Below are 23,862 nucleotides of genomic sequence, written 5' to 3' on the forward strand. Positions count from 1 at the left end.
CCCAGGCAGAGCGCCTCACCGCAGAGTCGTGATCCCCGGAACGCGACAAGCCCCGCACGGTCGCCTGTGCGGGCTCGAACGGCGGAACCTCGTCAAGGTAACAATTTGTAGATTGTTGTTGCGCTGTGAAACCAAACGGAATCCGGCGCTATCTGATTGCGGAAGCTCTCTTGAGACCCGCTGAGTAGTTTCCATCCTGTTTCCGCAAGTGGGAGGTGCTGGCCTGACGGTATCGGGAGTAATCTCCGCTGGTAGGCGGCAGAGATCATGGCTCCTGATCGTCTGTCAGGTCGACAAAGGTGGATCTTCCGGGATTCGGCTGCGGCGACTTAAAAGATCGGAACTCCGAACACGCCCTAGTGGGCGGATCCCGGCGGACTCTGCAGGAACTGGCGGCGTTGCGGGAGGTCGCGGGGGAGTCCTCGGAGTTCGCGCAGCGATATGACCAGATGCTCGTGGCCTAACGGTTCGAGTCGTACCGCGACGGGCGTTCGCCGGGCCGGTCATCCGCCGTACGGGGGCGCCGGCATCGCCATACCACCACTCGCCGACGCGGCGCCCATCACGGGGGTCACGATGCCGGATGGGCACGGGGGGTCACGATGCCGGATGGGTTGGGGAGGTCGGCGTGTGGGAGGGCTGGACTCGCGCGGTTCGGATGTTCGCCCATCACGGGGGGTCACGATGCCGGATGGGTTGGGGAGGTCGGCGTGTGGGAGGGCTGGTCTCGCGCGGTTCGGATGTTCGCCCATCACGGGGGGTCACGATGCCGGATGGGTTGGGGAGGTCGGCGTGTGGGAGGGGCTGGTCTCGCGCGGTTCGGATGTTCGCCCACGCGGCGCTCGACGTGGGGGACGATCGGGTCTGTCCAATAGATCACCATCGAGAGACAGGGCCATTCTGTGTACAGTCCCAGCGCAGGTGCGGTGACGCGATCGCCGGTGGCATTTGATCACGGGTGCATGATCGTTGGAGCCTGATATGACACCGGCGAGGATGCCGAGGCCCATGCTGCCCACCGGGTACCACTTGTAGGACCCCGTACGGTGGACGACGCGCGCGCTGACCACCGACGAGGCGACCAGGCCGAGCATTATCGGCAGCAGGATGAGGCCGGACACGGTGGCGCTGGACCCGGTGACCACCTGGAGGAAGAGCGCTGGGTGAGCCAGGTGCGCCAGGGGCCGAGTCACAGGCTTGGGCGGCGCCCGGAAAGAGATGATCCGTGGGGTGAGGCGGGCCTGTCGGGTCGGGCCCGGTCTCGTCCGGTGACGTTCCGGTAAGTGGTGATCGGTGGGGTGAGGCGGGCCTTTTGTGTTCGGGCCCGCCTCACCCCGTTACGCCTGGGCGGTGTGGGTTACGGTTCTAGGACGACTCGGCCGAGCTGGGTTCGTGCTTCCATCAGCTCGTGGGCCTTGGCGGCGTCGTCCAGCGGGAGCCGGGCGTGCACGACGGGTCGTACCTTGCCGGAACCGACGAGGTCGAGCAGGGCGGTCGCGCCGTCGGCCATGAGCCGCGGGTTCCGCATCACGCCCCACATGCTGAAGCCCATGATCGCCTTGTTGTCCATCACGTCCAGGACGCTGATGGAGGGGACCTCGCCGCCGGCGGTGCCGTAGGCCACCATCCGGCCGAACTGGCCGATCAGCGGGATGCTCCTGCGGAAGACGTCGCCGCCGACGGTCTCCAGGACGACGTCGACACCCTTGCCGTCCGTGGCGGCCATGACCAGGTCGTCCCAGCCCTCCTGGTCGTAGTCGAAGGCGAGATCGGCGCCGAGCGACCTGGCGAAGTCCAGCTTGGCCGCGCCGCTCGCGGTCGCGATCACGGTGCCTGCGCCGATCTCCCTGGCGAGCTGGACGAGCAGGTGCCCGATCCCTCCCGCCGCGGCGTCAATGAGGACGGTCTCGCCCGGCTGGAGCCGGGCGGCCGTCACGATCACGTGGTACGCCGTCTGCCCGGGAATGGGCAGTGAGGTGGCCTGGGCCGCGTCGATCCCGTCGGGAACCCGGAACAACCGGGCGCCGTCGGTGACGACGTACTCGGCGTAGGCGTCCCTGGCGACACCGGTCACCACGCGGTCACCGGGCCGGTGACCGGTGACGTCCCGGCCGACGGCCTCGATCGTGCCGGCGACGTCGCCGCCGGGTGACCCGGGCAGCTCGGCCGGGCCGCCCATGGGGACGCCCTGCCGGCGCTGGCATTCGGCGAAGTTGACGCCGGCCGCTTCGGTACGGATGAGGACCTCTCGCGGGCCCGGCTCGGGCTTGTCCACCTCCTCGACACGCAGCACCGAGGGGTCCCCGTGCTCGTAGTGACGAACGATTCGCATTGCGCTCTCCCAAAGGGGGAAGTGCGATCGAGCTGCGGGCCTCGGCCCACGCTCCGCCCGGCGATTCCGGGTTACATATGCATGCAGTCATGCATCTATTTGTAAATATACGCATGTCTGCGTGAAGGTCAACACGCCTAGACTTGGCCGCATGACGTCCACGAGAGGGAAGGCGTCCGGAAGCGGGAAGGACGGCACCCCCGCGGGCGGGAACCAGGACGCGGAGGCGGCGGCGCTGCTCGACGCGGTGGGGCCCGCCTTCTCGCGGCTGCGGCGCACCGTGCTCCTCGACGTCGAGAACCCCGTCTCGCGCAAGGACATGACCAGGACCCTGGTCCTCAACATCGTGGAAGAGGGCGCGGAGAACCGCGGTCAGGAGATCACCGTCGGCGTCGTCGGGGAGCGCCTCGCGGTGGACCCCTCGGTGGCCAGCAGGATGGTTTCCGACTGCATCTCCGCCGGATACCTGGTGCGGGCCGCCTCGCAGCTCGACGGCAGGCGGACGATCCTGCGGCTGAGCCCCGAGGGGGCCGGGATGCTCGCGAACTTCCGGCGCCACCAGCGTCAGGCGTTCGAGTACATCACCCGCGACTGGGCCGAGCGCGACCGGCTGGACTTCGCGCGCCTCCTGCTGAAGTACGTCGACTCCATCGCGGATCTCGGCAAGCATTCCTGAGCGCCGGCGCTCGGCGCTCGGCGCTCGGCGCTCGGCGCTCGGCACCCGGCACCCGGCACCCGGCACCCGGCACCCGGCACCCGGCACCCGGCACCCGGCACCCGGCACCCGGCACCCGGCACCCGGCACCCGGCACCCGGCACCCGGCACCCGGCACCCGGCACCCGGCGTGATCATATACGGGTTTTCCACGATGCCGTGCTTTGACCGCGATGATATCGTGCCGATTCTTTCCAGTGCTTTCACCGGGTGACCAGGGTCTTCGTGGCCGGCACATCGGGCGCCGGTATTCATTGGATCGCCCGGATTTAATAAGCATCTTGGCCGTCCTCCGGGCGAGAAATAGTTTCCCGGCGACCCGATCAGGGGGATCGATATGAGAAACCTCCGCGAGACCCTCCTGTGCACGGCTGTGATCATGGCGTTGGGCTGCGCGGACGCCGACCAGACCCGGCCTTCCCTCGAAGGTGATGGGGGATTCGGAACCGGCATGTGGAAAAGCGTTGCCGGACAGCCGTATCTGTTCGGGGACATGCCGCTATGCCTGGATCGTCGTGGCACGGTCGTGGTGGAGAGCGTCCGCTTCGAGAACCCGCAGGGCGGGATCCGGCTCGAATCCTTCGCGCTCCGCCCCGCTTACAGGCCGGCCGCGAGTAACGGGACCGGAGGTGGGCAGCCGATCACCCTGCGGGACAAGGGGATCCCCGAAGGACCGCGTGCGGTCACGGAGGTCTGCCGGCCGCCTGACTCCCTGGACCAGCGGTTCTCCGAGCTGGTGGTGCAGGTGTCCCACACCGGTGAGGCCACCGGCTTCAGCCCTGAACTCATCGTCACCTATACGAGCAATGGACACCGCCAGGAATCGCGGCTGCCCGTCGAGTTCAGTTTCTGCGGCCCTAAGAAATACGTGGGCGAGCGATGCGTGGGCGCCGGATCCTTGCTGGAAGAAGCGCCGCAGGATTTCGCCGGCACGAGCCAGGTACCGCACTATGGGAAAAGAACGTCGCAATTCGCGCTCCACCCCTCTCACGGGCCTGGCCGCGAGCAATGGAACCGCGTGATCCTCCGGGACGGCGGCGACCATCGCCGAATCTAGGGCTGCTGGGTGCGGGCGCGGAAGGCGGCGGTCTTCACGCGGTTCTGGCAGGGGGTGGAGCAGAAGCGGCGGGTGCCGTTGCGGGAGGTGTCGACGAAGACGCGGTCGCAATGGGGCGCCGTGCAGACCCCGAGCCGGTCGTACAGCTCGCCTCCCAGCACGATGGCCAGGCCGGTGGCGCATGCCGCCGCGTAGTCGTCGCCCGTGGAACTGCTCCTGCCGTGGAAGTGCAGGTGCCAGGGCTCGCCGTCGTGCCGTTCCAGATGGGGCCGTGCCTGGGTGCGGTCGAGGACGCGGTTCACCTGGCCGGCCGCGGCGTCCACGTCGCCGGCCTCCACCGCGTCGAACACCACGCGGAGCTCGGCGGCCACGCCGGTGAGCTCGGCGGCCTCCTCGTCGGTCGCCTCGCGGGTGCGCCGGCCGCCGGCGCTCAGGGCGTCGGTGACGGCGGCGCGCAGCGCGGGGCCCTCGGGTGGCGGCGCGTACGCGCGGCCGCGCGCCTCGCCGGCCGTCAGCGTGTTCACCAGAGCGGCCGCGATGGCCACCACGGTGTCCGAGTGACTGTTGAAGTTCACTTGACCGGTTACATCCTCACGTTCTATCTTGTGACTGGCGAAAGTCTATACGACAGTTACAGGGAGTTCTCATGTCCATTCTTCCTCGTGAGCGGGCGCAGGACTGGATCAGCCGGTGGGACCGCCAGCAGGAGGGCTACCTGCCCGACCGGGAGGCGCGCTTCACCGCCATGATCGACGCGGTGGAGGCGGGCGCCGGGCGGTCCGACCCGCTGGTGCTCGACCTCGGCTGCGGCCCCGGATCGCTCGCCGCCCGCCTGCTCGACCGCCTTCCCGAGGCCACCGTCGTCGCGGTCGACACCGACCCTCTGCTGCTGGCGCTCGGCCGCGCCGCCCACCAGGACAGGTCCGGGCTGCGCTTCGAGGATCTCGACCTGCGTGCCGCCGGGTGGAGCGCGGCCCTCGGGCTGGAGCGGCCGGTGGACGTGGCCATGAGCACGACTGCGCTCCACTGGCTGCCGGAGCGGGAGCTTCGCGGGATGCTCGCCGAGCTGGCCCGGCTGCTGCGGCCCGGCGGCCTGTTCCTCAACGGCGACCACTTCGAGGTCGCCGACGTCTCCCCGGCCCTGGCCAAGCTGGAGCACGCGATCCACGACCGGGCGACCCGGCGGCACTTCCGCGAGGGCATGCCGGAGGACTGGCGCCAGTGGTGGGACGCGGTCGGCGCCGATCCCCTGCTGGCCGAGGTCTGTGACGAGCGCGCGCGCCGGAGAGCAGCCGAGCACCACGGTTCGGAGTCCGGAGACCTGTCCACGCACGTCACCGCGCTGCGCGAGGCGGGTTTCTCCGAGATCGGCACGCTGTGGCAGAACGGGAACAACCGGCTCCTCTGCGCCGTCCACCCGTGATCGGCAAAAGCTGACACATTCGTGTGAGATTCCAGCGGCTCTGCTTTCGCCGGCGCGATCTCGCTGTTTAAGGTCGGGCACCATGACGGAAAGCAGCACATCCCTGGAAGCGTTCATCGCCGCACTGCCCAAGGTGGAGCTGCACGTCCACCTGGTGGGGTCCGCCTCGGTGCCGACGGTCCTGGAACTCAGCCGGCGGCACCCGGGCAGCCGGGTTCCCTCCACCGAGGAGGAGCTGCGCGCCTTCTACGTCTTCCGCGACTTCCCGCACTTCGCCGAGGTCTACGGAGGTGTCAACGGCCTGGTGCGCGAGCCGGAGGACGTCGCCACCCTGGTCACCGGGGCCGCACGCGACCTGGCCGCGCAGAACGTCCGCTATGTCGAGCTGACGGTCACGCCGTACTCCCATCAGCGGATGGGCATGCCGATGCGGGAGATCACCGAGGCGCTGGACGTGGCGGCGCGCCAGGCCGCGGGCCATGGTGTCCGGGTCGGCTACATCTTCGACATCCCCGGCGAGTACGGGGCCGAGGCCGCGCGGGCGACTCTGGACCACGCGCTGTCCGAGCCGCCCGAGGCGCTGGTCGGCTTCGGCCTCGCCGGCATCGAGCAGGAGCGGCCGCCGCACCGCGACGCCTTCAGGGACGCCTTCCGAGCCGCCACCGCGGCCGGCCTGCACAGCGTGCCGCACGGCGGCGAGATGACCGGGCCGGAGACGATCTGGGAGGTCATCGAAGGGCTCGGCGCGGAGCGGATCGGCCATGGCATCAGCTGCGTGGACGACCCCCGGCTCATGGCGCATCTCAAGGAGACGCAGATCCCGCTGGAGGTCTGCCCGACGTCGAACGTCCGCACCCGCCAGGTGCCCGACATCGCCGCCCACCCGCTGCCCAGGCTGCTCGCCGAAGGACTGTTCGTCACCCTGAACAGCGACGACCCGCCCATGTTCGCCACCACGCTCAACGAGGAGTACGGTGTCGCGGCCCGCGTCTTCGGCCTGGAGCCGGCGGAACTTTCGGCGCTCGCCCGCAACGCCGTGGAGGCGTCCTTCCTCGACCAGGCGGCCAAGCAGGCGATCATCGCCGAGATCGCCCAGAGCGCCCGGTAGTTCGTGGTACGGCGCACCCTCTACAACGCCTTCGCCTTGTCCACCTCCGCCGATGGCACGCGGTTCTCGTTGAGCAAACCTGTTCTCACCGCCGAACGGCTCGTCTAGGTGGGCCTGAGCGGTCGGGACCCATCAGGGGCGTCAGGGGGAGGCGCGGCGGGTCAGGTCGGGGGGGATTTTGGAGGCGGCGGCGCGGTCCAGGAGGAACAGCGTGCGCAGCCGGCCTCTGGCGGCGGCGCCGGGCACCTGGAAGGGGCCCGACTCCTGCAGGGCGAGCCGTACTGCTCCCGCCTTGTCCTCGCCGGCCACGATCACCCACACCTCGCGCGCCGCCCTGATGGTGGGGGCGGTCATCGTGATGCGGGTCGGCGGCGGCTTGGGGGCGCCGTGGACGGCCACGACCGGGCGCTGGTCGTACACCGCGGGCATCTCGGGGAACAGGGAGGCCACGTGGCCGTCCGGGCCGAGGCCGAGCATGAGGATGTCGAACGACGGCACGGGCCCGTGGTCCTCGGGCCTTGCCGCCTTGCGAAGCTCCTCGGCGTACTGCTCGGCCGACTCCTCGGCGGTCAGGCCCGAGTCCGGCCCGAGCATCGGGTGGACCCGGGCCGGGTCGACGTCGACCCGGTCGAGCAGCGCCTCGCGGGCGCCGGTCTCGTTGCGCTGGGGGTCGCCGCTGGGAAGGAAGCGCTCGTCACCCCACCAGATGTCCAGCCGCGGCCACTCCACCGCGTCACGCGCCGGGGTGGCCGCCACTTCGGCCAGGCTGGCCGTGCCCATGCCGCCGCCGGTCAGCACCAGGTGCGCCGACCCCTTGGCCGCCTGGGCGTCGGCCAGGCCGGTGATCAAACGCGCGGCGACGGCCTTGGCCAGCACGTCGGCGTCCCGGTGGATCAGGACCGAGGGAACACTCACGGGAACAACCGTCCTTCGATAGCGGATGCCCCCAACACCCTCCATACGCCGAAATATCGGGGCATATGGGGGTGTCGGGTTGCCGGGTCAGGAGCCGGCGTAGTCGGCGACGCGCTTGATCGCCGAAGCGTACACCTCGTCGGGATCGAGGCGCCGCAGCTCCTCGGCGAGCAGTTCGGAGGTCGGCCTGCGAGCCAGCGCGACCTGCCGGTCGGGCTGCCCCGGCCGGATGAGGGTGGCGGTGCGCGCGTCGTGCCGCTCCACCACGACCTCGCCCTCCTCAACTCGCAGGTGCACCGCCGTCAGGCCGGGCCCCTTGGACTCGGTCACCTTGATCGGGGCGCCGAGCTTCTCCGACAGCCACACCGCCAGCAGTGCGGCGCTCGGATGGCCGGGCTCGGCCTCGACGTAACCGTCCAGGACCTTGCCGACGGGCAGGTCGAACGCCGCGGCCAGCAGGCTGCGCCAGGGGGTGATGCGCGTCCAGGCCAGGTCGGTGTCGCCCGGCGTGTAGCCGTCGATCCGGCTCCTGATCGCCGCGATCGCGTCGGGCGCGGAGCGGGCGTCGGTGACGCGGCGCTGGCCGAAGGACCCGACCGGGTCCTTCCCCGGCACCTTCGGAGCGTTGCCCGGCCACCACACCACGACCGGGATGTCGGGCAGCAGGAGCGGGGCGAGCACCGAGTCGGCGTGCTCGGTCAGCTCCCCGTACAGGCGCAGCAGCACGACCTCCCCGGTGGTGAGTTCGCCGACGCGGATCTCGGCGTCCAGCCGGGTCGCCTCCTCGCGCTCCCTCGGCACCACCGCGAGGATGCGCGACGGGTGCTCGCGCGAGGCCTCGGAGGCCGCGCGCACCGCGTCGTACTGGTGGCTCTCGTCGGACACCACCACAAGGGTCAGCACCATGCCGACGGCGGGTGCTCCGACCTGGTGGCGCAGGCGGGTGAGCTGCGAGGAGATGTCAGAGGCCGTGGTCGAGCCCATGAGGAAAGTGGTCACAGCGCCTCCCGCGTTCCGTTTGCGAGCCCCGCCCCGGCACCGCATGGCCGCGCCGGAGCGCCGCCGGGCCTCGTGGCGCCGCCGGGTCCTGCCTCGTGCACGTCGATCACAGCCTCCTCCAGGCGCGGCCGTCGCGGGCCATCAGCTCGTCGGCCGACGACGGGCCGCCGGTGCCGGCGGGGTACCCCTCCGGCCTTTCCTTGCCGGCCGCCCAGAACTCCTCGATCGGGTCCATGACCTTCCACGACAGCTCCACCTCCCGCTGGTGCGGGAACAGCGGCGGGTCGCCGATGAGCACGTCCAGCAGCAGCCGCTCGTAGGCCTCGGGGGAGGACTCGAGGAACGCCTCGCCGTAGGCGAAGTCCATGTTGACGTCCCGGACCTCCATCGCCGTGCCGGGCACCTTGGACCCGAACCGCACGGTGATGCCCTCGTCGGGCTGGATGCGGATCACCAGGGCGTTGTGCCCGAGGATCTCGGTGTCGGTCTTGCTGAACGGAAGGTGCGGCGCCCGCTGGAACACCACGGCGACCTCGGTCATCCGCCGGCCGAGCCGCTTGCCCGTGCGCAGGTAGAACGGCACGCCCGCCCAGCGCCGGTTGGCGAGTTCGAGCTTCACGGCGGCGTAGGTCTCCGTCGTGGAGTCCGGCGGGATGCCGTCCTCCTGCAGGAACCCCTTGACCGGCACGCCACCCTGCCAGCCCTCGGTGTACTGGCCCCGCGCCGTGGCCAGGCCCAGGTCCTCGGGCAGGGTGACGGCCTCCAGGACCTTCTCCTTCTCCCTGCGCAGCGGCGCCGCGCCGAAGGCCGTGGGGTCCTCCATGGCCACCAGCGCCAGCAACTGGAGCAGGTGGTTCTGGATGACGTCCCTGGCCGCGCCGATGCCGTCGTAGTAGCCGGCCCGGCCGCCGACGCCGATGTCCTCGGCCATGGTGATCTGCACGTGGTCGACGTAGCGGCGGTTCCAGATCGGCTCGAACAGGGTGTTGGCGAACCGCAGCGCCAGGATGTTCTGGACGGTCTCCTTGCCCAGGTAGTGGTCGATGCGGAACACCGAGTCGGGCTTGAAGGCGGAGTCGACGATGTTGTTGAGCTCGCGGGCGCTCTGCAGGTCGTGCCCGAACGGCTTCTCGATGACGATCCGGCGCCAGGCCCCCTCGGGCGGCTTGGACAGGCCGGTGCGCTTGAGCTGCTCGACGACGACCGGGAAGGCCTTCGGCGGTACCGACAGGTAGAAGGCGTAGTTGCCGCCGGTGCCCCGGGTCTCGTCGATCTCCTTCAGCGCCATGGCCAGCGCGTCGAAGGCGCCGTCGTCGTCGAAGGAGCCGGGGACGAAGTGCAGGCCCTCGCAGATCTGCTTCCAGACCTCCTCCCGGAAGGGAGTGCGGGCGTGCTCCTTGACCGCGTCGTGGGTGATCTGGGCGAAGTCCTGGTTGGCCCAGTCACGCCGGGCGAAGCCCACCAGGGAGAACCCCGGAGGCAGCAGCCCGCGGTTGCCCAGGTCGTAGATCGCGGGCAGGAGCTTGCGCCTGGCCAGGTCGCCCGTCACACCGAAGATCACCAGCACGCAGGGGCCGGCCACCCTCGGCAGCCGCTTGTCGCGGGGGTCGCGCAGCGGGTTCGCCTCCGCGACCTCGATCGTGGTGGCGGTGCTCGCCACGGCCTGGGCCGCGGTCAGCGAGTCGTCCGGGGCGACCTTCTGCGGCTGTTCAGCCGGGATGGCGAGCTCGACCTCGTGGACCGACAAGGCAGGCGCGTTCGCCGGCCCGGTCGGATCGTAGCCGTCCGAGCCCGGCTGCTCGCTGTCGTTCATCAAACCTCCCGTGCGGCGGTGAGCAGGTGCCGGACACCGGCCTCGCGATCTGTCAGATGCAGGCGGACGACCGGACGCCCCCGCTGGCGCAAGGCGTCCAGGTCGCCGAGTGCCTGGGCCAGCTCCAGCCTGCCCAGGGTGTACGGCTTGCCCGGGACCTCGAGGTCTTCTTCCACGGCACCGGTGATCTGCAGGAAGACGCCGTTCTGCGGACCTCCCTTGTGGTACTGGCCGGTGGAGTGCAGGTAGCGGGGACCCCAGCCGAAGGTGACCGGCCGCTCGGTCCTGACCGAGAGCAGCCCTTGCAGGCTGGCTGGGTCGTGCGCCGCCCAGATGTCGGTGATCTCCTCGAAGGACGCCTCCTCGGGGACCGGCACGTCGAAGGCGGCCTCGCGGTCGAGGAAGGCCAGGATCGCCAGGTATCCCCGCTCGGGGATGCTCTCGAGCAGCATGGTGAAGACGTCGGAGAGGTCCCTGACGTGCTCGGGGATGTCGCCGTACACCGCCACGGGACCGTCGACGATCACCGGGGCGCCGGTCGGCAGCGGGCCGTCGCCGGCCTCGCGCAGGATGCGCGCGGTGTTCTCCTTGGACTCGGCGACGTTCGGCTGGTCGAAGGGGTTGATGCCGAGCATCCGCCCGACGATGGCCGTGGCGTACTCCCAGACGAGGAACTGCGCGCCGAGCGGGCCCTCGACCTGCACGCCGCCCTCGGTGTCGATGCCCGCGATGAACTCGTCGGGGGCGTCGGTGGGGTCGATGCCGACGACCGGCAGGACGCCCTTGCCCTGCTTGCCGGTGGACTCGGCGATCAGCTGCTCGGTCCAGTCGGGCAGCCCGTTGATCTCGGAGAGGCTGTCGTCCAGCAGCAGCTTGTCGCGGCCTGCCAGGGCCGCCGCGCCGATCGCCGCGCCGAGCTCCAGCCCGGGGTTGCCCTCGGTCTCGGCGAGGCTCGGGCGCACCTCCTCGGCCTGGTCGAGCAGCCGCGCCACATCGGCTCCGGCCAGCGCGCTCGGCACAAGGCCGAACGCGGTGAGCGCGCTGTAGCGGCCTCCGACGTTGGGGTCGGCGAGGATCACGGGGTACCCGGACTCGATCGCGGTCTGCTCCAGCGGCGAGCCGGGGTCGGTGACGACGACGATGCGGTCGGCCGGGTCGATGCCGGCGTCGCGGAAGGCCTTCTCGTAGATGCGCCGGTGGCTGTCGGTCTCGACGGTCGAGCCGCTCTTGCTGGACACCACCACGACGGTCTGGCCCAGCCGGTCGGCGAGCGCCCGCCGCACCTGGCCGGGGTCGGTGGTGTCCAGGACGGTCAGCGGCACGTCGAAGGTGGCGCAGATCACCTCGGGGGCCAGCGAGGAGCCGCCCATGCCGGAGAGCACCACGTGTTCCAGCCCTTCGGCCTGGACGCGCTCGACCAGCTTGCCGATCTCGGGGAGCAGTTCGCGAGAGGTGACCGGGAGGTTCAGCCAGCCGAGCCGGAGCTTGGCCTCCTCCTCGGCCTCCGGCCCCCACAGGCTGGGGTCGCCGGCGGCCAGCGCCTGTGGCACGCCCTCTTCGACGAGCTTCCGCACGGCCGCCGAGGCCTGCTCGGCTACCGCCTCGTCACCGAACGTTACGGACATATCCATCCTAAAGTTTTCTCCTCGCGAGGGCCGGCCGGCGGATGCCTTCCGTGCCGGGCGCCGCTCGGGTGCCCGGCCGGCCGGGTTGCGGGCCCGGCCGGCTCATGAACGCCGGCCGGCCTGCCTTGGATCCAGGGGAGATGCCCGTCAGCCGGCCTTGGCCAGCTCCGACTCGACCGTCGTGAGCAGCTCCTTCCAGGAGACGATGAACTTGTCCACGCCTTCCTCCTCCAATGCCCGCACGACGTCGTCGTAGTCGACGCCCACCTGCTTCAGTGCGGCCATGGTGTCCCATGCCTCCTCGTAGCGCGATCGCACGGTGTCGCCGTCGATGGCGCCGTGGTCGGCGACCGCGTCGAGGGTCTTCTCCGGCATGGTGTTGACCGTGCCGGCCGTCACCAGCTGGTCGACGTACATGGTGTCGGGGTAGGCGGGGTTCTTGACGCCGGTGGACGCCCACAGCGGGCGCTGCGGGTGGGCTCCGGCGGCCTTCAGGGCCTCCCAGCGCGGGCCGGCGACGACCTCCTCGTAGGCGGCGAACGCCAGGCGCGCGTTGGCGATCGCGGCCTTGCCCCGCAGCTCGAGCGCCTCGGGCGTGCCGATCTTCTCCAGCCGCTTGTCGATCTCGGTGTCGAAGCGGCTGACGAAGAACGACGCCACGGACTCGATCTTCGACAGGTCCAGGCCGGCGGCCTTCGCGCGCTCCAGGCCGGTGAGCCAGGCCTCCAGCACCGCGCGGTAGCGCTCCAGGGAGAAGATCAGCGTGACGTTGACGCTGATGCCCTCCGAGAGCGCCTGGGTGATCGCCGGCAGGCTCTCGACGGTCGCCGGGATCTTGATGTGCACGTTCGGGCGGTCCACCAGCCACCACAGCGCCCTGGCCTCGGCGACCGTCTTCTCGGCGGTGTCGGTGGCAAGGCGCGGGTCCACCTCGATGGACACCCGGCCGTCCACGCCGCCGGTCGCGTCGAATACGGGACGCAGCACGTCGGCGGCCCAGCGGATGTCATAGGTCGTGATGGCCCTGACCGCCTCGCCCACGTCCACACCGCGTACCGACAGGTCGCGGAGCTGGCCGTTGTAGGCGTCGCCCTTGCTGAGCGCGGAGGCGAAGATCGTCGGGTTGGACGTCACGCCGACGACGTGCTTGTCGCGGACCAGCGCTTCGAGATTGCCGCTGCGCAGGCGCTCGCGGCTGATGTCGTCGAGCCAGATCGACACGCCCTGGTCGGTCAGGCGCTTCAGATTTTCACTCATGACTAAGGTTCCCTAGTTTCCGGTTGTCTGGCCCTTGTCGGCCCCGGTCCTGGCGAGGCTGCCCTTGGCGGCGGCGGCCACACGTTCGGCGGTGAGGCCGAACTGCTCGTACAACGTCTTGTACGGCGCGGAGGCGCCGAAGTGTTCAAGGCTCACGACCTCACCCTCCTCACCTACGAACTGCCGCCAGCCCAGGCCGATTCCCGCCTCCACGGCGACACGCGCGCGGACCGCCGGAGGCAGGACCGTCTGCTTGTAGGCGTCGTCCTGGGCCTGGAACCACTCGACGCACGGCATCGACACCACGCGGGCCGTGATGCCCTGCTCCTCCAGCAGCTCGCGCGCGCCGACGGCGAGCTCCACCTCGCTGCCGGTGCCGATGATGATCACCTGCGGCTGCCCGTCGGAGGCCTCCTGGAGGACGTAGGCGCCCTTGGCGACCTTGTCGAAGTCGGCCGTGCCCTCGTACACCGGAAGGTTCTGCCGGGTCAGCGCCAGGGCCGCCGGGCGGTCGGTGTGCTCAAGGACGGCCTTCCACGCGCCGGAGGTCTCGTTGGCATCGGCCGGGCGGACCACGTCCAGGCCCGGGATGGCCCGCAGCGCCCACAGGTGCTCGATGGGCTGGTGCGTCGGGCCGTCCTCGCCGAGGCCGATGGAGTCGTGCGTCCAGACGTAGGTGACCGGCAGCCCCATCAGGGCGGCCAGGCGCACGGCCGGGCGCATGTAGTCGCTGAAGACCAGGAACGTGCCGCCGTAGGGTCGCGTGCCGTCGTGCAGGGCGATGCCGTTCAGGATCGCGCCCATGCCGTGCTCGCGGATGCCGAAGTGCAGCGTGCGGCCGTATCTGTTGCCGGGGAACGCCTTGGTCTGGTGCTCCTCGGGGATGAAGGACGGCTCGCCCTCCATCGTGGTGTTGTTGGACTCGGCCAGGTCGGCGGAGCCGCCCCACAGCTCGGGCAGCACCGGGGCCAGCGCGTTCAGCACCGTGCCCGAGGCCTTGCGGGTGGCGACCGACTTGCCCGCCTCGAAGGTCGGCAGGGCCTCCTCCCAGCCCGCCGGGAGCTTGCGCTCGCTCATGCGGTCGAACAGGGCGGCACGCTCGGGGTTGGCGGCCCGCCAGCTCTCGTACCCCTTGTTCCACTCCGTGTGCGCGGCGCGGCCGCGCTCCACGACCTCGCGGGCGTGCTTCAGGATCTCGTCGGGCACGTCGAAGCTCTTGGCCGGGTCGAGGCCGAGGACCTCCTTGGTGGCGGCCACCTCGTCGGCGCCCAGCGCGGAGCCGTGGATCTTGCCGGTGTTCTGCTTGTGCGGTGCGGGCCAGCCGATGATCGTGCGCAGCTTGATCAGCGTCGGCCGGTCGGTCTCCTCGATGGCCGCACGGTAGGCCGCGTACAGCTCCTCGACGTCCTCGACGTACTCGCCGGTCTTGGTCCAGTCGACGTTGATCACGTGCCAGCCGTACGCCTCGAAGCGCTTGGCGACGTCCTCCGACAGGGCGATCGCGGTGTCGTCCTCGATGGAGATGTGGTTGTCGTCGTAGATGACGTTGAGGTTGCCCAGCTTCTGGTGGCCCGCGATCGCGCTCACCTCGTGGCTGATGCCCTCCTCCATGTCCCCGTCGGAGGCGATCGCCCAGATGCGGTGGTCGAACGGGCTGGCGCCGGGCTCGGTGCCGGGGTCGAACAGGCCCCGCTCGCGCCGCGCGGCCATGGCCATGCCGACCGCGTTGCCGAGACCCTGGCCGAGCGGCCCGGTGGTCGTCTCCACCCCGATCGTGTGGCCGTGCTCCGGGTGCCCCGGGGTCAGGCTGCCCCACTGGCGCAGCGACTCCAGGTCGTGCAGCGTCAGCCCGTACCCCGAGAGGTAGAGCTGGATGTAGAGGGTGAGGCTGGAGTGGCCGGCCGACAGGACGAAGCGGTCACGCCCCGTCCACGCCGGGTCGGAGGGGTCGTGGCGCAGGGCGCGCTGGAACAGCAGGTAGGCGGCGGGCGCCAGGCTCATCGCGGTGCCCGGGTGCCCCGAGCCCGCCTTCTCCACCGCGTCCATCGCGAGCGCCCGTATGACGTCGACCGCGTGCCGATCGAGGTCGCTCCACTCAAGGTCTCGCACGAGTTCGCTGCTCAACTGCTCGGTCTCCTATTGTCATTGGCGCCGGTTCGGCTCGCGCCCGTCCGGTCTGGTCTTCCTCCCCACACCGGACCTTAATGGGTCGATCCCCCCACCGTAGATGCATCCCATGTCCGGGGATGCGGCCGGGGAATGCGGCGCTCGCGTCCTTACAACCTTGCCCTATGGACGCGGTCTGGAACGTGATCCTCCCCACGGGCCACGGACCGGGCCATCGGTGCGCCGACGGGCCGTTCACCAGCGAGGATGAGCGCCTGATCGAGCCACCCGCTCACGCGGCATTCGCCCCCGATGCCGGGACCGGACACTCCCCGCACTACAGTGAGTCCTCAGCGTTGGCTCATGCCCGCAATCACGGATCCGCTCTAATCAGAGGTTACGCGTTGACCCCGCACCCGCTGGAAGCGCCTTGACGGTGCTGACGCCCAAGCCACCGACGGCCTCGCTCTCGGCCGCGCGCCGATCGACGCTCGCCACCGTGCGGGCCTACGTCGCGCTGACCAAGCCGCGGATCATCGAACTGCTGCTGATCACGACGCTCCCGGTGATGTTCCTCGCCGCCCACGGCCTGCCTCCTTTGTGGACCGCCGTGGCCACTCTTGTCTTCGGTACCCTCTCGGCGGGCAGCGCCAACGCGCTGAACTGCTACATCGACCGGGACATCGACGCCACCATGCGCCGCACCCGGCGCCGCCCGCTGGCGATGCACGAGGTCACACCGAGGAACGCGCTGATCTTCGGCGTCGTGCTCGGCGTGCTGTCCACCCTCGGGCTCGGCCTGACCGTGAACTGGGTGGCGGCGGGGCTCTCGCTCGCCGCGATCCTGTTCTACGTCTTCGTCTACTCCATGCTGCTCAAGCGCCGCACCTCGCAGAACGTCGTCTGGGGCGGCATCGCGGGCTGCATGCCCGTGCTGATCGGCTGGGCCGGCATCACCGGGCGGATCGACTGGGCACCGGTGGTCCTGTTCGGCGTGGTGTTCTTCTGGACGCCCCCGCACACCTGGACCCTCGCCATGCGCTACCGCGAGGACTACGCCGCCGCCAAGGTGCCCATGCTGCCGGTGGTCGCCGGCGAGCGCCGGGTCGTGCTGGAGAGCGTCGCCTACACCTGGGCGACCGTGCTGTGCTCCCTGCTGCTGTGGCCGGTCGCCGGCACCACGCCGTTCTACGCGGTAGTGGCCGCCGCCCTCGGCGCCATGTGCCTGTGGGAGGTCTACCGCCTGCTGGGCCGCCTGAATGCCGGCAAGACCGGCGTCGCGCTTCGTCCCATGCGCTTCTTCCACTGGTCCAACGCCTACCTGGCGCTGCTCTTCCTCGCCGTGGCGGTCGACTCCCTGCTGTGAGCCCGGGCGGGCGTCCGGGCGGGACGAAGGCGGGGCGGCCTTCCGAAATCGTGCCCGTATCTGACTGTTTCGGTCATCCTATGTGTGATCGTCCGGCAGAATGATCAGTCGTGTGCCGCCCGGCAGGCGGGTGGCGTCGACGAGGGGACCGACCGCATGCGCAGGACAACCAAGACCATTCTCCTGGCCGCCGCACTGTCGATCGGGGGAGTCATCGCCAACCCTGCGTACGCGGTCGCCGCGGCGCACAGCCCCGAAGGGGTGTGCGGCTCGGGGTTCGCCCGGGTCGCGGACAGCAAGCGCGCGGTGAAGACCCCGTCCGGCCAGGTGTTCGGCTACGTCTACCTGATGTACAACCGCAGGACCGGCTACAACTGCGTGACCACGATCAAGACGTCGTACGTCGGCACCGCGACCATGACCAGCGCCACGCTGATGACGCAGACGAAGCGCATCAAGGACGAGCCTGCACGCACCAACAAGAAGACCGACAACCGCAAGTACAAGTACTACGCGGGCCCGGTGAAGCTGTACGCCAAGGGGTTCTGCGTCAAGTACTCCGGCACGATCGCGGACACGCGGCCCCAGGGGGAGATCGCCTCTGGTGGCCGCTCCGCTTGGGGCAACTGCGGCTGATCGGCCGACACCCGGCGGCCGCCCCGCGCTCGGTGAGAGCGCGGGGCGGCCGTTTCTCATGTGCGCCCGCCAGGAGGATCCGGCCGCCCGGGAGAACGCGTTCATCGCCGAGCACGGGTACGGCAAGGGACCTTCGCCCCGCGACGGGCGAATCACCGAAACTCACTGACGTCTCGGTGAACGGTCAGCGTCCCGAGATGAGGTTCGCCACGCGGGCGTAGGCCGACGTGCGGCCCATCTGGGCGTTCTCGTGGCGGTCGGCCGCGCGGAACAGCGCGTAGATCGCCTGCACGCCCATCCAGCGCAGCGGCTCCGGCTCCCACTGGCGCACCTGGCGGCCCACCCACGGCAGCCGGGTCAGCTCGGTGTCGCGCCGCAGCACCAGGTCGCGGAGCGTGCGACCGGCGAGGTTGGTCGTGGTGACGCCGCTGCCGACGTACCCGCCGGCCCAGCCGAGACCGGTGGCGTGGTCCAGGTGGACGGTCGAGCACCAGTCGCGGGGCACTCCAAGGACGCCGCACCACGAATGCTGGATCCTCGCCCCGGCGGTCGCGGGGAGCAGCGTGGTCATGATCTTGTAGAGCGCCGCGACGGTCTGCGGCTGGGTGGCGCCCCGCACGTCGGTGCGCGACCCGAAGCGGTAGGGCACGCCGCGCCCGCCGATGGCGATGCGGCCGTCGGCGGTCCGCTGGGCGTAGCAGTAGGCGTGCGCCTCGTCGCCCAGCAGCTCGTAGTCCTTCAGGCCGATTCGCTCCCACACCTCCTCGCCGAGCGGCTCGGTGACGATCATCGAGCTGTTCATCGGAAGCCACTGGCGGCGCTGTCCCCGGATGCTCGCGGTGAAGCCCTCGGTGGCGCGGATGACGTACTCGGCGGTGACGGTGCCCTGGTCGGTGACCGCGGCCGCCCTGCCCGCCTCGCCCACCGCGCCGGCGTCGCGCGGCCGGATCTCGGTGACCGTGGTGCCCTCGAAGACGTCCACCCCGAGGTCCGTCACGGCGCGCGCGAGGCCGACCGCCAGCTTGGCCGGCTGGATGCGCGCGCAGTGCGGGCTGTAGGCGGCCGACAGCGTCCCCGCCGTGCGGATGCGCTCCTCCCGCTCCTCCCTGGTCAGCAGGCGCATGTCCTCCTCGGCGAAGCCCCAGGTGCGCAGGTCGGCGAGCTCGGCGTGCAGGCGGCGGTTCTGGGCGGGGTTGGTGGCGACGTGGAGGAGTCCGCCCTTGTGGATGTCGGCGTCGATGCCCTCGGCACGTGTGACCTCGATCACCTCGTCCACCGCGGCGAACATCGCGTGCTGGAGGTCGATCATCGCCTGTCGCCCGCGTGCGGCCGCGTGCCGCCTGCGCGACCCGGCGAACTCGGCCGACAGCCAGCCGCCGTTGCGCCCCGAGGCCCCGAAGCCGGCGAACTCCTTCTCAAGGATCGCGATCCGCAGGTCCGGCTGCGCCTTCTTCAGGTAGTAGGCCGTCCACATGCCGGTGTAGCCGCCGCCCACGATCGCCACGTCGTAGTCACGCGACCCGGGCAGCGCGGCGCGGCGCCGCGGGACACCGATCTGCCGGTACCAGAACGAGACTCCGCCGTTGGCGAAGTCGTCGGTCACGGGGGTGCCGTTCAAGCCGTTCATACTTCTCCTCCACCGGCCGCGTGACCGGGGTCGTGCTTGGCTAAACCGACACACAGCCTACTTTCGGGCGATTCCCTGCTGGGTCTGCCTGCCACCCGGCGCGATGAGTCCGTTTGAAAGGCAGAGAAGTGCGTCACTTGCGGAGGTGTGGGAGGGTTGTCACGGGGGAAGACCTGAAGGCTCGGGACCGGGTCGGTGCGGGGTGGTGCGGTGATCACGAGGGGCGAGCCGTACGGGCATGGCGGTCGCCGGCCATGCGAGGCGCGCGGGAGCGTGGCGGACAGGCCGTGGCGGGTCGATTACGCTCGCGACCATGACGAACCGTGATCCCCGCTGGGTGCTGAGGGAGCGCCCGTCCATCGGCCTGATCATCGGGCTCGTCGTGGCCGGCATCTGCGCGCTGGTGTCGTTCTCGTTCGACATCTTCAACGGCGAGCCGGTCCAGTTCTTCATCGCGCTCACGCTGGCGCTGGCCCCGGTGCCGCTGCTGCTGGCCGGGCTGCTCGGGCTCGACCGCATGGAGCCGGAGCCGCGCAAGGACCTGGTGTTCGCGTTCATGTGGGGCGCGGGCATCGCCGTGCTGGTGGCGGGCATCCTCAACAGCCTCAACCTGAGGTACGTCACCATCGCCACCCAGGACCCGGCCGGAGCCCGCAACCTGGTCGCCACCTTCGTGGCCCCGGTGGTCGAGGAGACCATGAAGGGCCTGGTGCTGCTCGGCCTGCTGCGCTGGCGCCGGCATGAGCTGGACGGGCTGACCGACGGCATCATCTACGCCGGCATGGTCGGCCTGGGCTTCGCCATGAGCGAGAACGTCAGCTACTACATCATGGCCCAGGACTTGCACGGCGTGGAGGGCCTGGCGGTCACCGTGGTGCTCCGCGGCATCCTGTCGCCGTTCGCCCATCCGCTGTTCACCTCCATGATCGGCATCGCGGTGGCCTACGCCGCGCAGCGCCGCGGCCCGGTGCGCGGGGGAGTGGTGCTCCTCGGCTGGATCGGCGCGGTCACGCTGCACGGCATCTGGAACGGCTTCACCTCCTACGGCGGCTTCCAGGGCCTCGCGCTGGCCTATCTGCTGCTGATGATCCTGTTCTTCGTCGAGCTGAGCGTGGTCGTCAAGGACCGCAAGCGCATCGTCGGCCTGATCCAGCACTACCTGCCGCCGTACGGGGGGCTCGGGCTGGTCACCGACGTCGACGTCTTCATGCTGTCGTCGCTGCCGGGACGGCGGCAGGCCCGGCAGTGGGCGAAGGCCTACGGAGGCCCGGCCGGCCTGCACGCCATGCGCGACTACCAGGTGGCCGCGACCGAGCTCGGCCTGCTGCACGAGCGCGGGGTGCGCGGCGTGATCGACAGGGACACCTTCGAGACGCAGCGGGAAGCCCTGCTGGCCTGCATGAGCGCGGCCAAGTCCGCCTTCCCCGTCCCCGAGCGGCATCAGACCACGATCGCCAAGGGGATGGCCCCGCCTGGCTACGCGCCGGGGCACGACACCTGGCACTCCGCCTCGCCGTACCCGCCGCGCGACGGAGTCCCGCGCGACCCGTACCCGCCCGACGCCCCGCCGGGACACCGATGGCAGGGCCCGCCCGGGCCGCAGGGCACCCCCGGCGGCGGCCGGTAGCCTGCGCGCCGGTGCTATTGCCGCGCGCGGGATCATCGTGTTTCAATCGCCTTACGCGGATGTCAGTGGCTACTTTCCGATGACCTTTTCCGGGTGGCCGAGCAGGAGAAGGCGCGCGGCTCGCGCCGGCGCCGAGCATGCCCTGCGATGACACCAGAGGAGCGGTGCGCCGCCGGCGCGCGCTCTCGCCCACCGTCGTCCCGCGCGGCGGCATCCGCGAACGTGAAGAGGAAACACGTGAAGACCAAGGCAAAGGTGGCGATCCTGACCGCGGTCGCGGTCGTGGCCGCCGGGCTGACGACGTTCGGCCTGCAGCGTTCGGCCTTCGCGCACGGAGCCCTGCAGGCGCCCGCCAGCAGGACGTACGCCTGCTACACCGACGGGCTCACCCCGAGCAACGAGATCAAGCCGAAGAACCCGGCCTGCGCGCAGGCCGTCGCCGTAGGCGGCACCCAGCCGCTGTACGACTGGTACGGAGTGCTGCGCTCGGACGGCGGCGGCCGTACCCGGGGCTTCATCCCCGACGGCAAGCTCTGCAGCGGCGGGTTCGCCAAGTACGCCGCCTACGACGCGCCGGGGGCCGACTGGCCGGCGACCGTCGTGCAGCCGGGCGCGACGTTCGACTTCGTCTACGGAGCCTGGGTGCCCCACCCCGGCGGCTTCAAGCTCTACGTCACCAAGGACGGCTACAACCCCACCGAGCCCCTGACCTGGAACGACATCGAGGAGCAGCCGTTCTTGACGGCCGATCCGGAGCCCGGGGTGAGCAACGGCGCCTACCGGTTCTCCGGGCGGCTGCCGAACAAGAGCGGTCGGCACCTCATCTACTCGGTGTGGTACAGGTCCGACAGCCAGGAGACCTTCTACGGCTGCTCGGACGTGATCTTCGGTGGCGTCGACGCGACCCCGCCGCCCAGCTCGCCGCCGCAGGTGACCCCGGCGCCGACCGTGACGCCGTCCACGCCTCCGGCGATCGCGTGCGCGGCGACGGTGACGGTGGCCAACAGCTGGTCGGGCGGGTTCCAGGCCACGGCGACCATCAAGAACACCGGCAACGCGGTGCTCAGCGAGTGGTACATCCAGTGGATGATGCCGATGGGGATCACCATCACGCAGGCGTGGAACGGCACGTCGATGCAGAACGGGCCGAGCGGGATGATCCACGCGCCCTCATGGGCCCCCAAGCTGGCACCGGGGGAGTCGGCGACCGCCGGGTTCCTCGCGACCATGACCGGGGCCACCCCGCCGACCTTCACCGACATCGGCTGCGGCTGATCCGGTAGGTCCGGGAACGCGAAGAACCCGGGCGCCGCTCCGTGAGGCGGAGAGGCACGTCCGCCTCACGGTCGGCAGCGTCCGAGTTGGACGGGATACGCGGTCGTCGTGGCACCTTTCGAGAGGCGTCACCTCCTGCGGGCGGGCGAGGGGAAGGTGTTGGAGCGCTCCCATGCGTTATCAGGCGGGTCAGGACGGGGTGGCGAGGATGCGGTCCAGGGAGGTCTCGCGGGGACCGGGGAAGACCGGCGCCGACCGCAGCACGACCGAGTCCAGGAAGCCCTTGGCCGTCGCCGCGAACTCCCGCACCGCGTAGATGGACGTCTGGGCGGGCAGCGTGGCCGCGGAGTCGTCGCCGACGCCGAAGGCCGAAAGGCCCGCGGTCCGGCACAGCGCCACGGCGCGGGGAAGGTGGAAGTTCTGGGTGACGACGATCAGGCGCCGGACCCCGAAGACGTCACGGGCGCGGACGCAGGAGTCCCAGGTGTCGAACCCGGCGTAGTCGAGCACCTGCACGTCCGCGGGCACCCCGTGCGCGACCAGGTAGTCACGCATGGCCGACGGCTCGTCGTACCCGACCCGGCTGTTGTCGCCCGACAGCAGCAGCGCCCGCACCTTGCCCGCGCGGTACAGCTCCGCGGCGATGTCGAGACGGTCGGCCAGCATCGCCGTAGGGGAGGAGTCGCGGTACAGGCCTGCCCCGAGTACCAGGCCCACCGGCGCGGCGGGGACCTCGCGCGTCCACCCCGTGCCGGCGCCCGCCGTGACGCGGTGACCCATGCTGGACACCCACGCCCAGGTCATCGGCGCCAGGCAGAGCAGGCTGAGAGCGACGGCCGAGAGGTACGCGCGGCGCTGCGCCGTGCGCGACCACCGGTGGGGCCGCACGGCGCGAGACCACCGCGCGATGGAGATGCCGATCATGAACGGTCAGACGCCGGCCACGTCCAGTTGGTTCTCCGCGGACGCGAGCGCGTCCGCGGGGCCGCGCGACCGCATGAGGTACACCACCCGCAAGGTGGCGATCCAGACCAGCGTTGACCCGAGCACGTGCAGGGCGACCAGCAGCGCCGGCACCGCCAGGAAGTACTGCACGTACCCGATGACCCCCTGGGCCAGCTCGACGCCGAGCAGGATCAGCGCGCCGCGCCGGGCCCGGCCCGGGGAGTCGGTGACGTGCAGGGCGAACAGCAGCGCGAAGGTCAGGCCGAGCACGATCCAGACGATGTCGGCGTGCAGCCGGACAACCGACTGGATGTCGAAGCCGAACCGTGAGGCGGCCTCGTCGCCGGAGTGCGGCCCGGTGCCGGTGACCACGACGCCGGCCATCAGCAGGACGAACACCGCGGCGACCAGGACGAAGCCGAGGGTGCGGATGTCGCGGTGGACCAGCCGCCGTGGCGGCGCGTCCCCTTCCCCCGAGCGCGCGTACAGCGCGAACGCCGCCACGATCATGACGATGGACAGCAGGAAGTGGACGCTCACCGTGACGGGGTTGAGCAGGGTGCGCACGACCAGGCCGCCCCACAGCGCCTGGACGGCGACGCCGATCGGCTGGATCCAGGCGAGGCGCACGAGACTGGCGCGGCGCGGCGCGACGCGCATGACGGCGACCACGCAGCCCACGGCCACGGCCAGGACCAGGAAGGTCAGCAGCCGGTTGCCGAACTCGATCGCCATGTTGGCGGGGGAGTGCGCGTCATGCGCGGCGGGGACGAAGCTGTCGGGGGTGCAGCGCGGCCAGGTGGGGCAGCCGAGCCCGGAGCCGGTGAGCCGGACGGCCGCGCCCGTCACGGTGATGCCCGCGTTGACGATCACGGCGGCCAGCGCCCACCGCCTGATGGAGGCTCGGGTGGGCGACCACGCGGAGTGGAAGAGGTCGAGGGCCTTGCCCTGGACCTGGTCTCGGAGGACGCGCGGCCTGGCGTCCCCCGTACGGTCGCGTGGCTGGTCTGCTGCGGTCACGCCACACATCGTAGGC

The 23,862-nt window shown here is 70.6% G+C and carries 19 protein-coding genes; 8 read left to right on the top strand and 11 right to left on the bottom strand.

Annotated elements, in window-relative coordinates; translation table 11 throughout:
• Positions 1-1,357: 1,357 nt before the first annotated feature.
• Positions 1,358-2,332, bottom strand: coding sequence for a quinone oxidoreductase family protein (locus MYF83_RS17010; RefSeq protein ID WP_248961387.1), 975 nt, complete (start codon positions 2,330-2,332; stop codon positions 1,358-1,360).
• A 151-nt stretch (positions 2,333-2,483) separates the two neighbouring features.
• Between MYF83_RS17010 and MYF83_RS17015 the strand changes: the two genes are divergently transcribed.
• Together MYF83_RS17015 and MYF83_RS17020 are read left to right on the top strand one after the other, a co-directional pair.
• Positions 2,484-3,008 (top strand): MarR family winged helix-turn-helix transcriptional regulator, encoded by a 525-nt coding sequence (locus tag MYF83_RS17015; RefSeq protein ID WP_248961388.1) that lies wholly within the window; start codon positions 2,484-2,486, stop codon positions 3,006-3,008.
• A gap of 376 nt (positions 3,009-3,384) precedes the next feature.
• Positions 3,385-4,104 carry a hypothetical protein gene (locus MYF83_RS17020; protein WP_248961389.1) on the top strand — a complete coding sequence of 240 codons (720 nt, stop codon included), beginning with the start codon at positions 3,385-3,387 and terminating at the stop codon, positions 4,102-4,104.
• On the opposite strand, the gene MYF83_RS17025 is transcribed toward MYF83_RS17020, so the two are convergent.
• Entirely contained in the window at positions 4,101-4,679 is a 579-nt protein-coding gene (locus MYF83_RS17025; RefSeq protein ID WP_248961390.1) for a CGNR zinc finger domain-containing protein, read from the bottom strand. The genes MYF83_RS17020 and MYF83_RS17025 overlap by 4 nt on opposite strands.
• 71 nt (positions 4,680-4,750) lie before the next feature.
• Here MYF83_RS17025 and MYF83_RS17030 point away from each other — a divergent pair, with 71 nt between their 5' ends.
• Complete coding sequence (locus MYF83_RS17030) at positions 4,751-5,527, top strand: class I SAM-dependent methyltransferase (protein ID WP_248961391.1); 777 nt, start codon at positions 4,751-4,753, stop codon at positions 5,525-5,527.
• Between the two features lie 82 nt (positions 5,528-5,609).
• Positions 5,610-6,635 carry an adenosine deaminase gene (add, locus tag MYF83_RS17035; RefSeq protein ID WP_248961392.1) on the top strand — a complete coding sequence of 342 codons (1,026 nt, stop codon included), beginning with the start codon at positions 5,610-5,612 and terminating at the stop codon, positions 6,633-6,635.
• 141 nt (positions 6,636-6,776) lie between these two features.
• On the opposite strand, the gene pgl is transcribed toward add, so the two are convergent.
• The 6 genes from pgl to tkt all read right to left on the bottom strand — a co-directional run bounded on the left by pgl (position 6,777) and on the right by tkt (position 15,368).
• Positions 6,777-7,550 (bottom strand): 6-phosphogluconolactonase, encoded by a 774-nt coding sequence (gene pgl / locus MYF83_RS17040; RefSeq protein ID WP_248961393.1) that lies wholly within the window; start codon positions 7,548-7,550, stop codon positions 6,777-6,779.
• Positions 7,551-7,637: 87 nt separating this feature from the next.
• On the bottom strand, positions 7,638-8,534 hold the full coding sequence (locus tag MYF83_RS17045; RefSeq protein WP_279339672.1) for a glucose-6-phosphate dehydrogenase assembly protein OpcA: 897 nt from the start codon (positions 8,532-8,534) through the stop codon (positions 7,638-7,640).
• A gap of 121 nt (positions 8,535-8,655) precedes the next feature.
• A complete protein-coding gene (gene zwf / locus MYF83_RS17050) occupies positions 8,656-10,362 on the bottom strand; it encodes a glucose-6-phosphate dehydrogenase (protein WP_248961395.1) in 1,707 nt (568 codons plus the stop codon).
• Positions 10,362-11,993: a phosphoglucose isomerase-related protein gene (locus MYF83_RS17055; RefSeq protein ID WP_248961396.1), complete on the bottom strand. Its 1,632-nt coding sequence runs from the start codon at positions 11,991-11,993 to the stop codon at positions 10,362-10,364. Before MYF83_RS17055 ends, zwf begins: the two co-directional genes overlap by 1 nt.
• A 141-nt stretch (positions 11,994-12,134) precedes the next feature.
• Positions 12,135-13,244 (bottom strand): transaldolase, encoded by a 1,110-nt coding sequence (tal, locus tag MYF83_RS17060; protein WP_248961397.1) that lies wholly within the window; start codon positions 13,242-13,244, stop codon positions 12,135-12,137.
• A 12-nt stretch (positions 13,245-13,256) separates the two neighbouring features.
• The gene (gene tkt / locus MYF83_RS17065) at positions 13,257-15,368 is read right to left on the bottom strand and encodes a transketolase (protein WP_279339658.1); all 2,112 of its coding nucleotides are present in this window, start codon (positions 15,366-15,368) and stop codon (positions 13,257-13,259) included.
• A gap of 412 nt (positions 15,369-15,780) precedes the next feature.
• Here tkt and MYF83_RS17070 point away from each other — a divergent pair, with 412 nt between their 5' ends.
• Positions 15,781-16,716, top strand: a complete 936-nt coding sequence (locus MYF83_RS17070; RefSeq protein ID WP_372500177.1) for a heme o synthase — start codon at positions 15,781-15,783, stop codon at positions 16,714-16,716.
• A gap of 156 nt (positions 16,717-16,872) precedes the next feature.
• Entirely contained in the window at positions 16,873-17,352 is a 480-nt protein-coding gene (locus MYF83_RS17075) for a hypothetical protein (RefSeq protein ID WP_248961398.1), read from the top strand.
• Between the two features lie 184 nt (positions 17,353-17,536).
• Here MYF83_RS17075 and MYF83_RS17080 read toward each other — a convergent pair whose 3' ends face one another.
• Positions 17,537-18,979: an NAD(P)/FAD-dependent oxidoreductase gene (locus tag MYF83_RS17080; protein ID WP_248961399.1), complete on the bottom strand. Its 1,443-nt coding sequence runs from the start codon at positions 18,977-18,979 to the stop codon at positions 17,537-17,539.
• Between the two features lie 313 nt (positions 18,980-19,292).
• Between MYF83_RS17080 and MYF83_RS17085 the strand changes: the two genes are divergently transcribed.
• Both MYF83_RS17085 and MYF83_RS17090 read left to right on the top strand, forming a co-directional pair.
• Positions 19,293-20,606, top strand: a complete 1,314-nt coding sequence (locus MYF83_RS17085; RefSeq protein WP_248961400.1) for a PrsW family intramembrane metalloprotease — start codon at positions 19,293-19,295, stop codon at positions 20,604-20,606.
• A 237-nt stretch (positions 20,607-20,843) separates the two neighbouring features.
• The gene (locus MYF83_RS17090) at positions 20,844-21,881 is read left to right on the top strand and encodes a lytic polysaccharide monooxygenase auxiliary activity family 9 protein (protein ID WP_248961401.1); all 1,038 of its coding nucleotides are present in this window, start codon (positions 20,844-20,846) and stop codon (positions 21,879-21,881) included.
• Between the two features lie 189 nt (positions 21,882-22,070).
• Here the strand turns inward: MYF83_RS17090 and MYF83_RS17095 are convergent, their stop codons facing one another.
• Complete coding sequence (locus MYF83_RS17095) at positions 22,071-22,805, bottom strand: SanA/YdcF family protein (protein ID WP_248961402.1); 735 nt, start codon at positions 22,803-22,805, stop codon at positions 22,071-22,073.
• Between the two features lie 6 nt (positions 22,806-22,811).
• The gene (locus MYF83_RS17100; RefSeq protein ID WP_248961403.1) at positions 22,812-23,846 is read right to left on the bottom strand and encodes a COX15/CtaA family protein; all 1,035 of its coding nucleotides are present in this window, start codon (positions 23,844-23,846) and stop codon (positions 22,812-22,814) included.
• Positions 23,847-23,862 lie beyond the last annotated feature (16 nt).

The sequence above is a fragment of the Sphaerisporangium perillae genome, from assembly GCF_023276435.1.
Taxonomy (GTDB): Bacteria; Actinomycetota; Actinomycetes; order Streptosporangiales; family Streptosporangiaceae; genus Sphaerisporangium; species Sphaerisporangium perillae.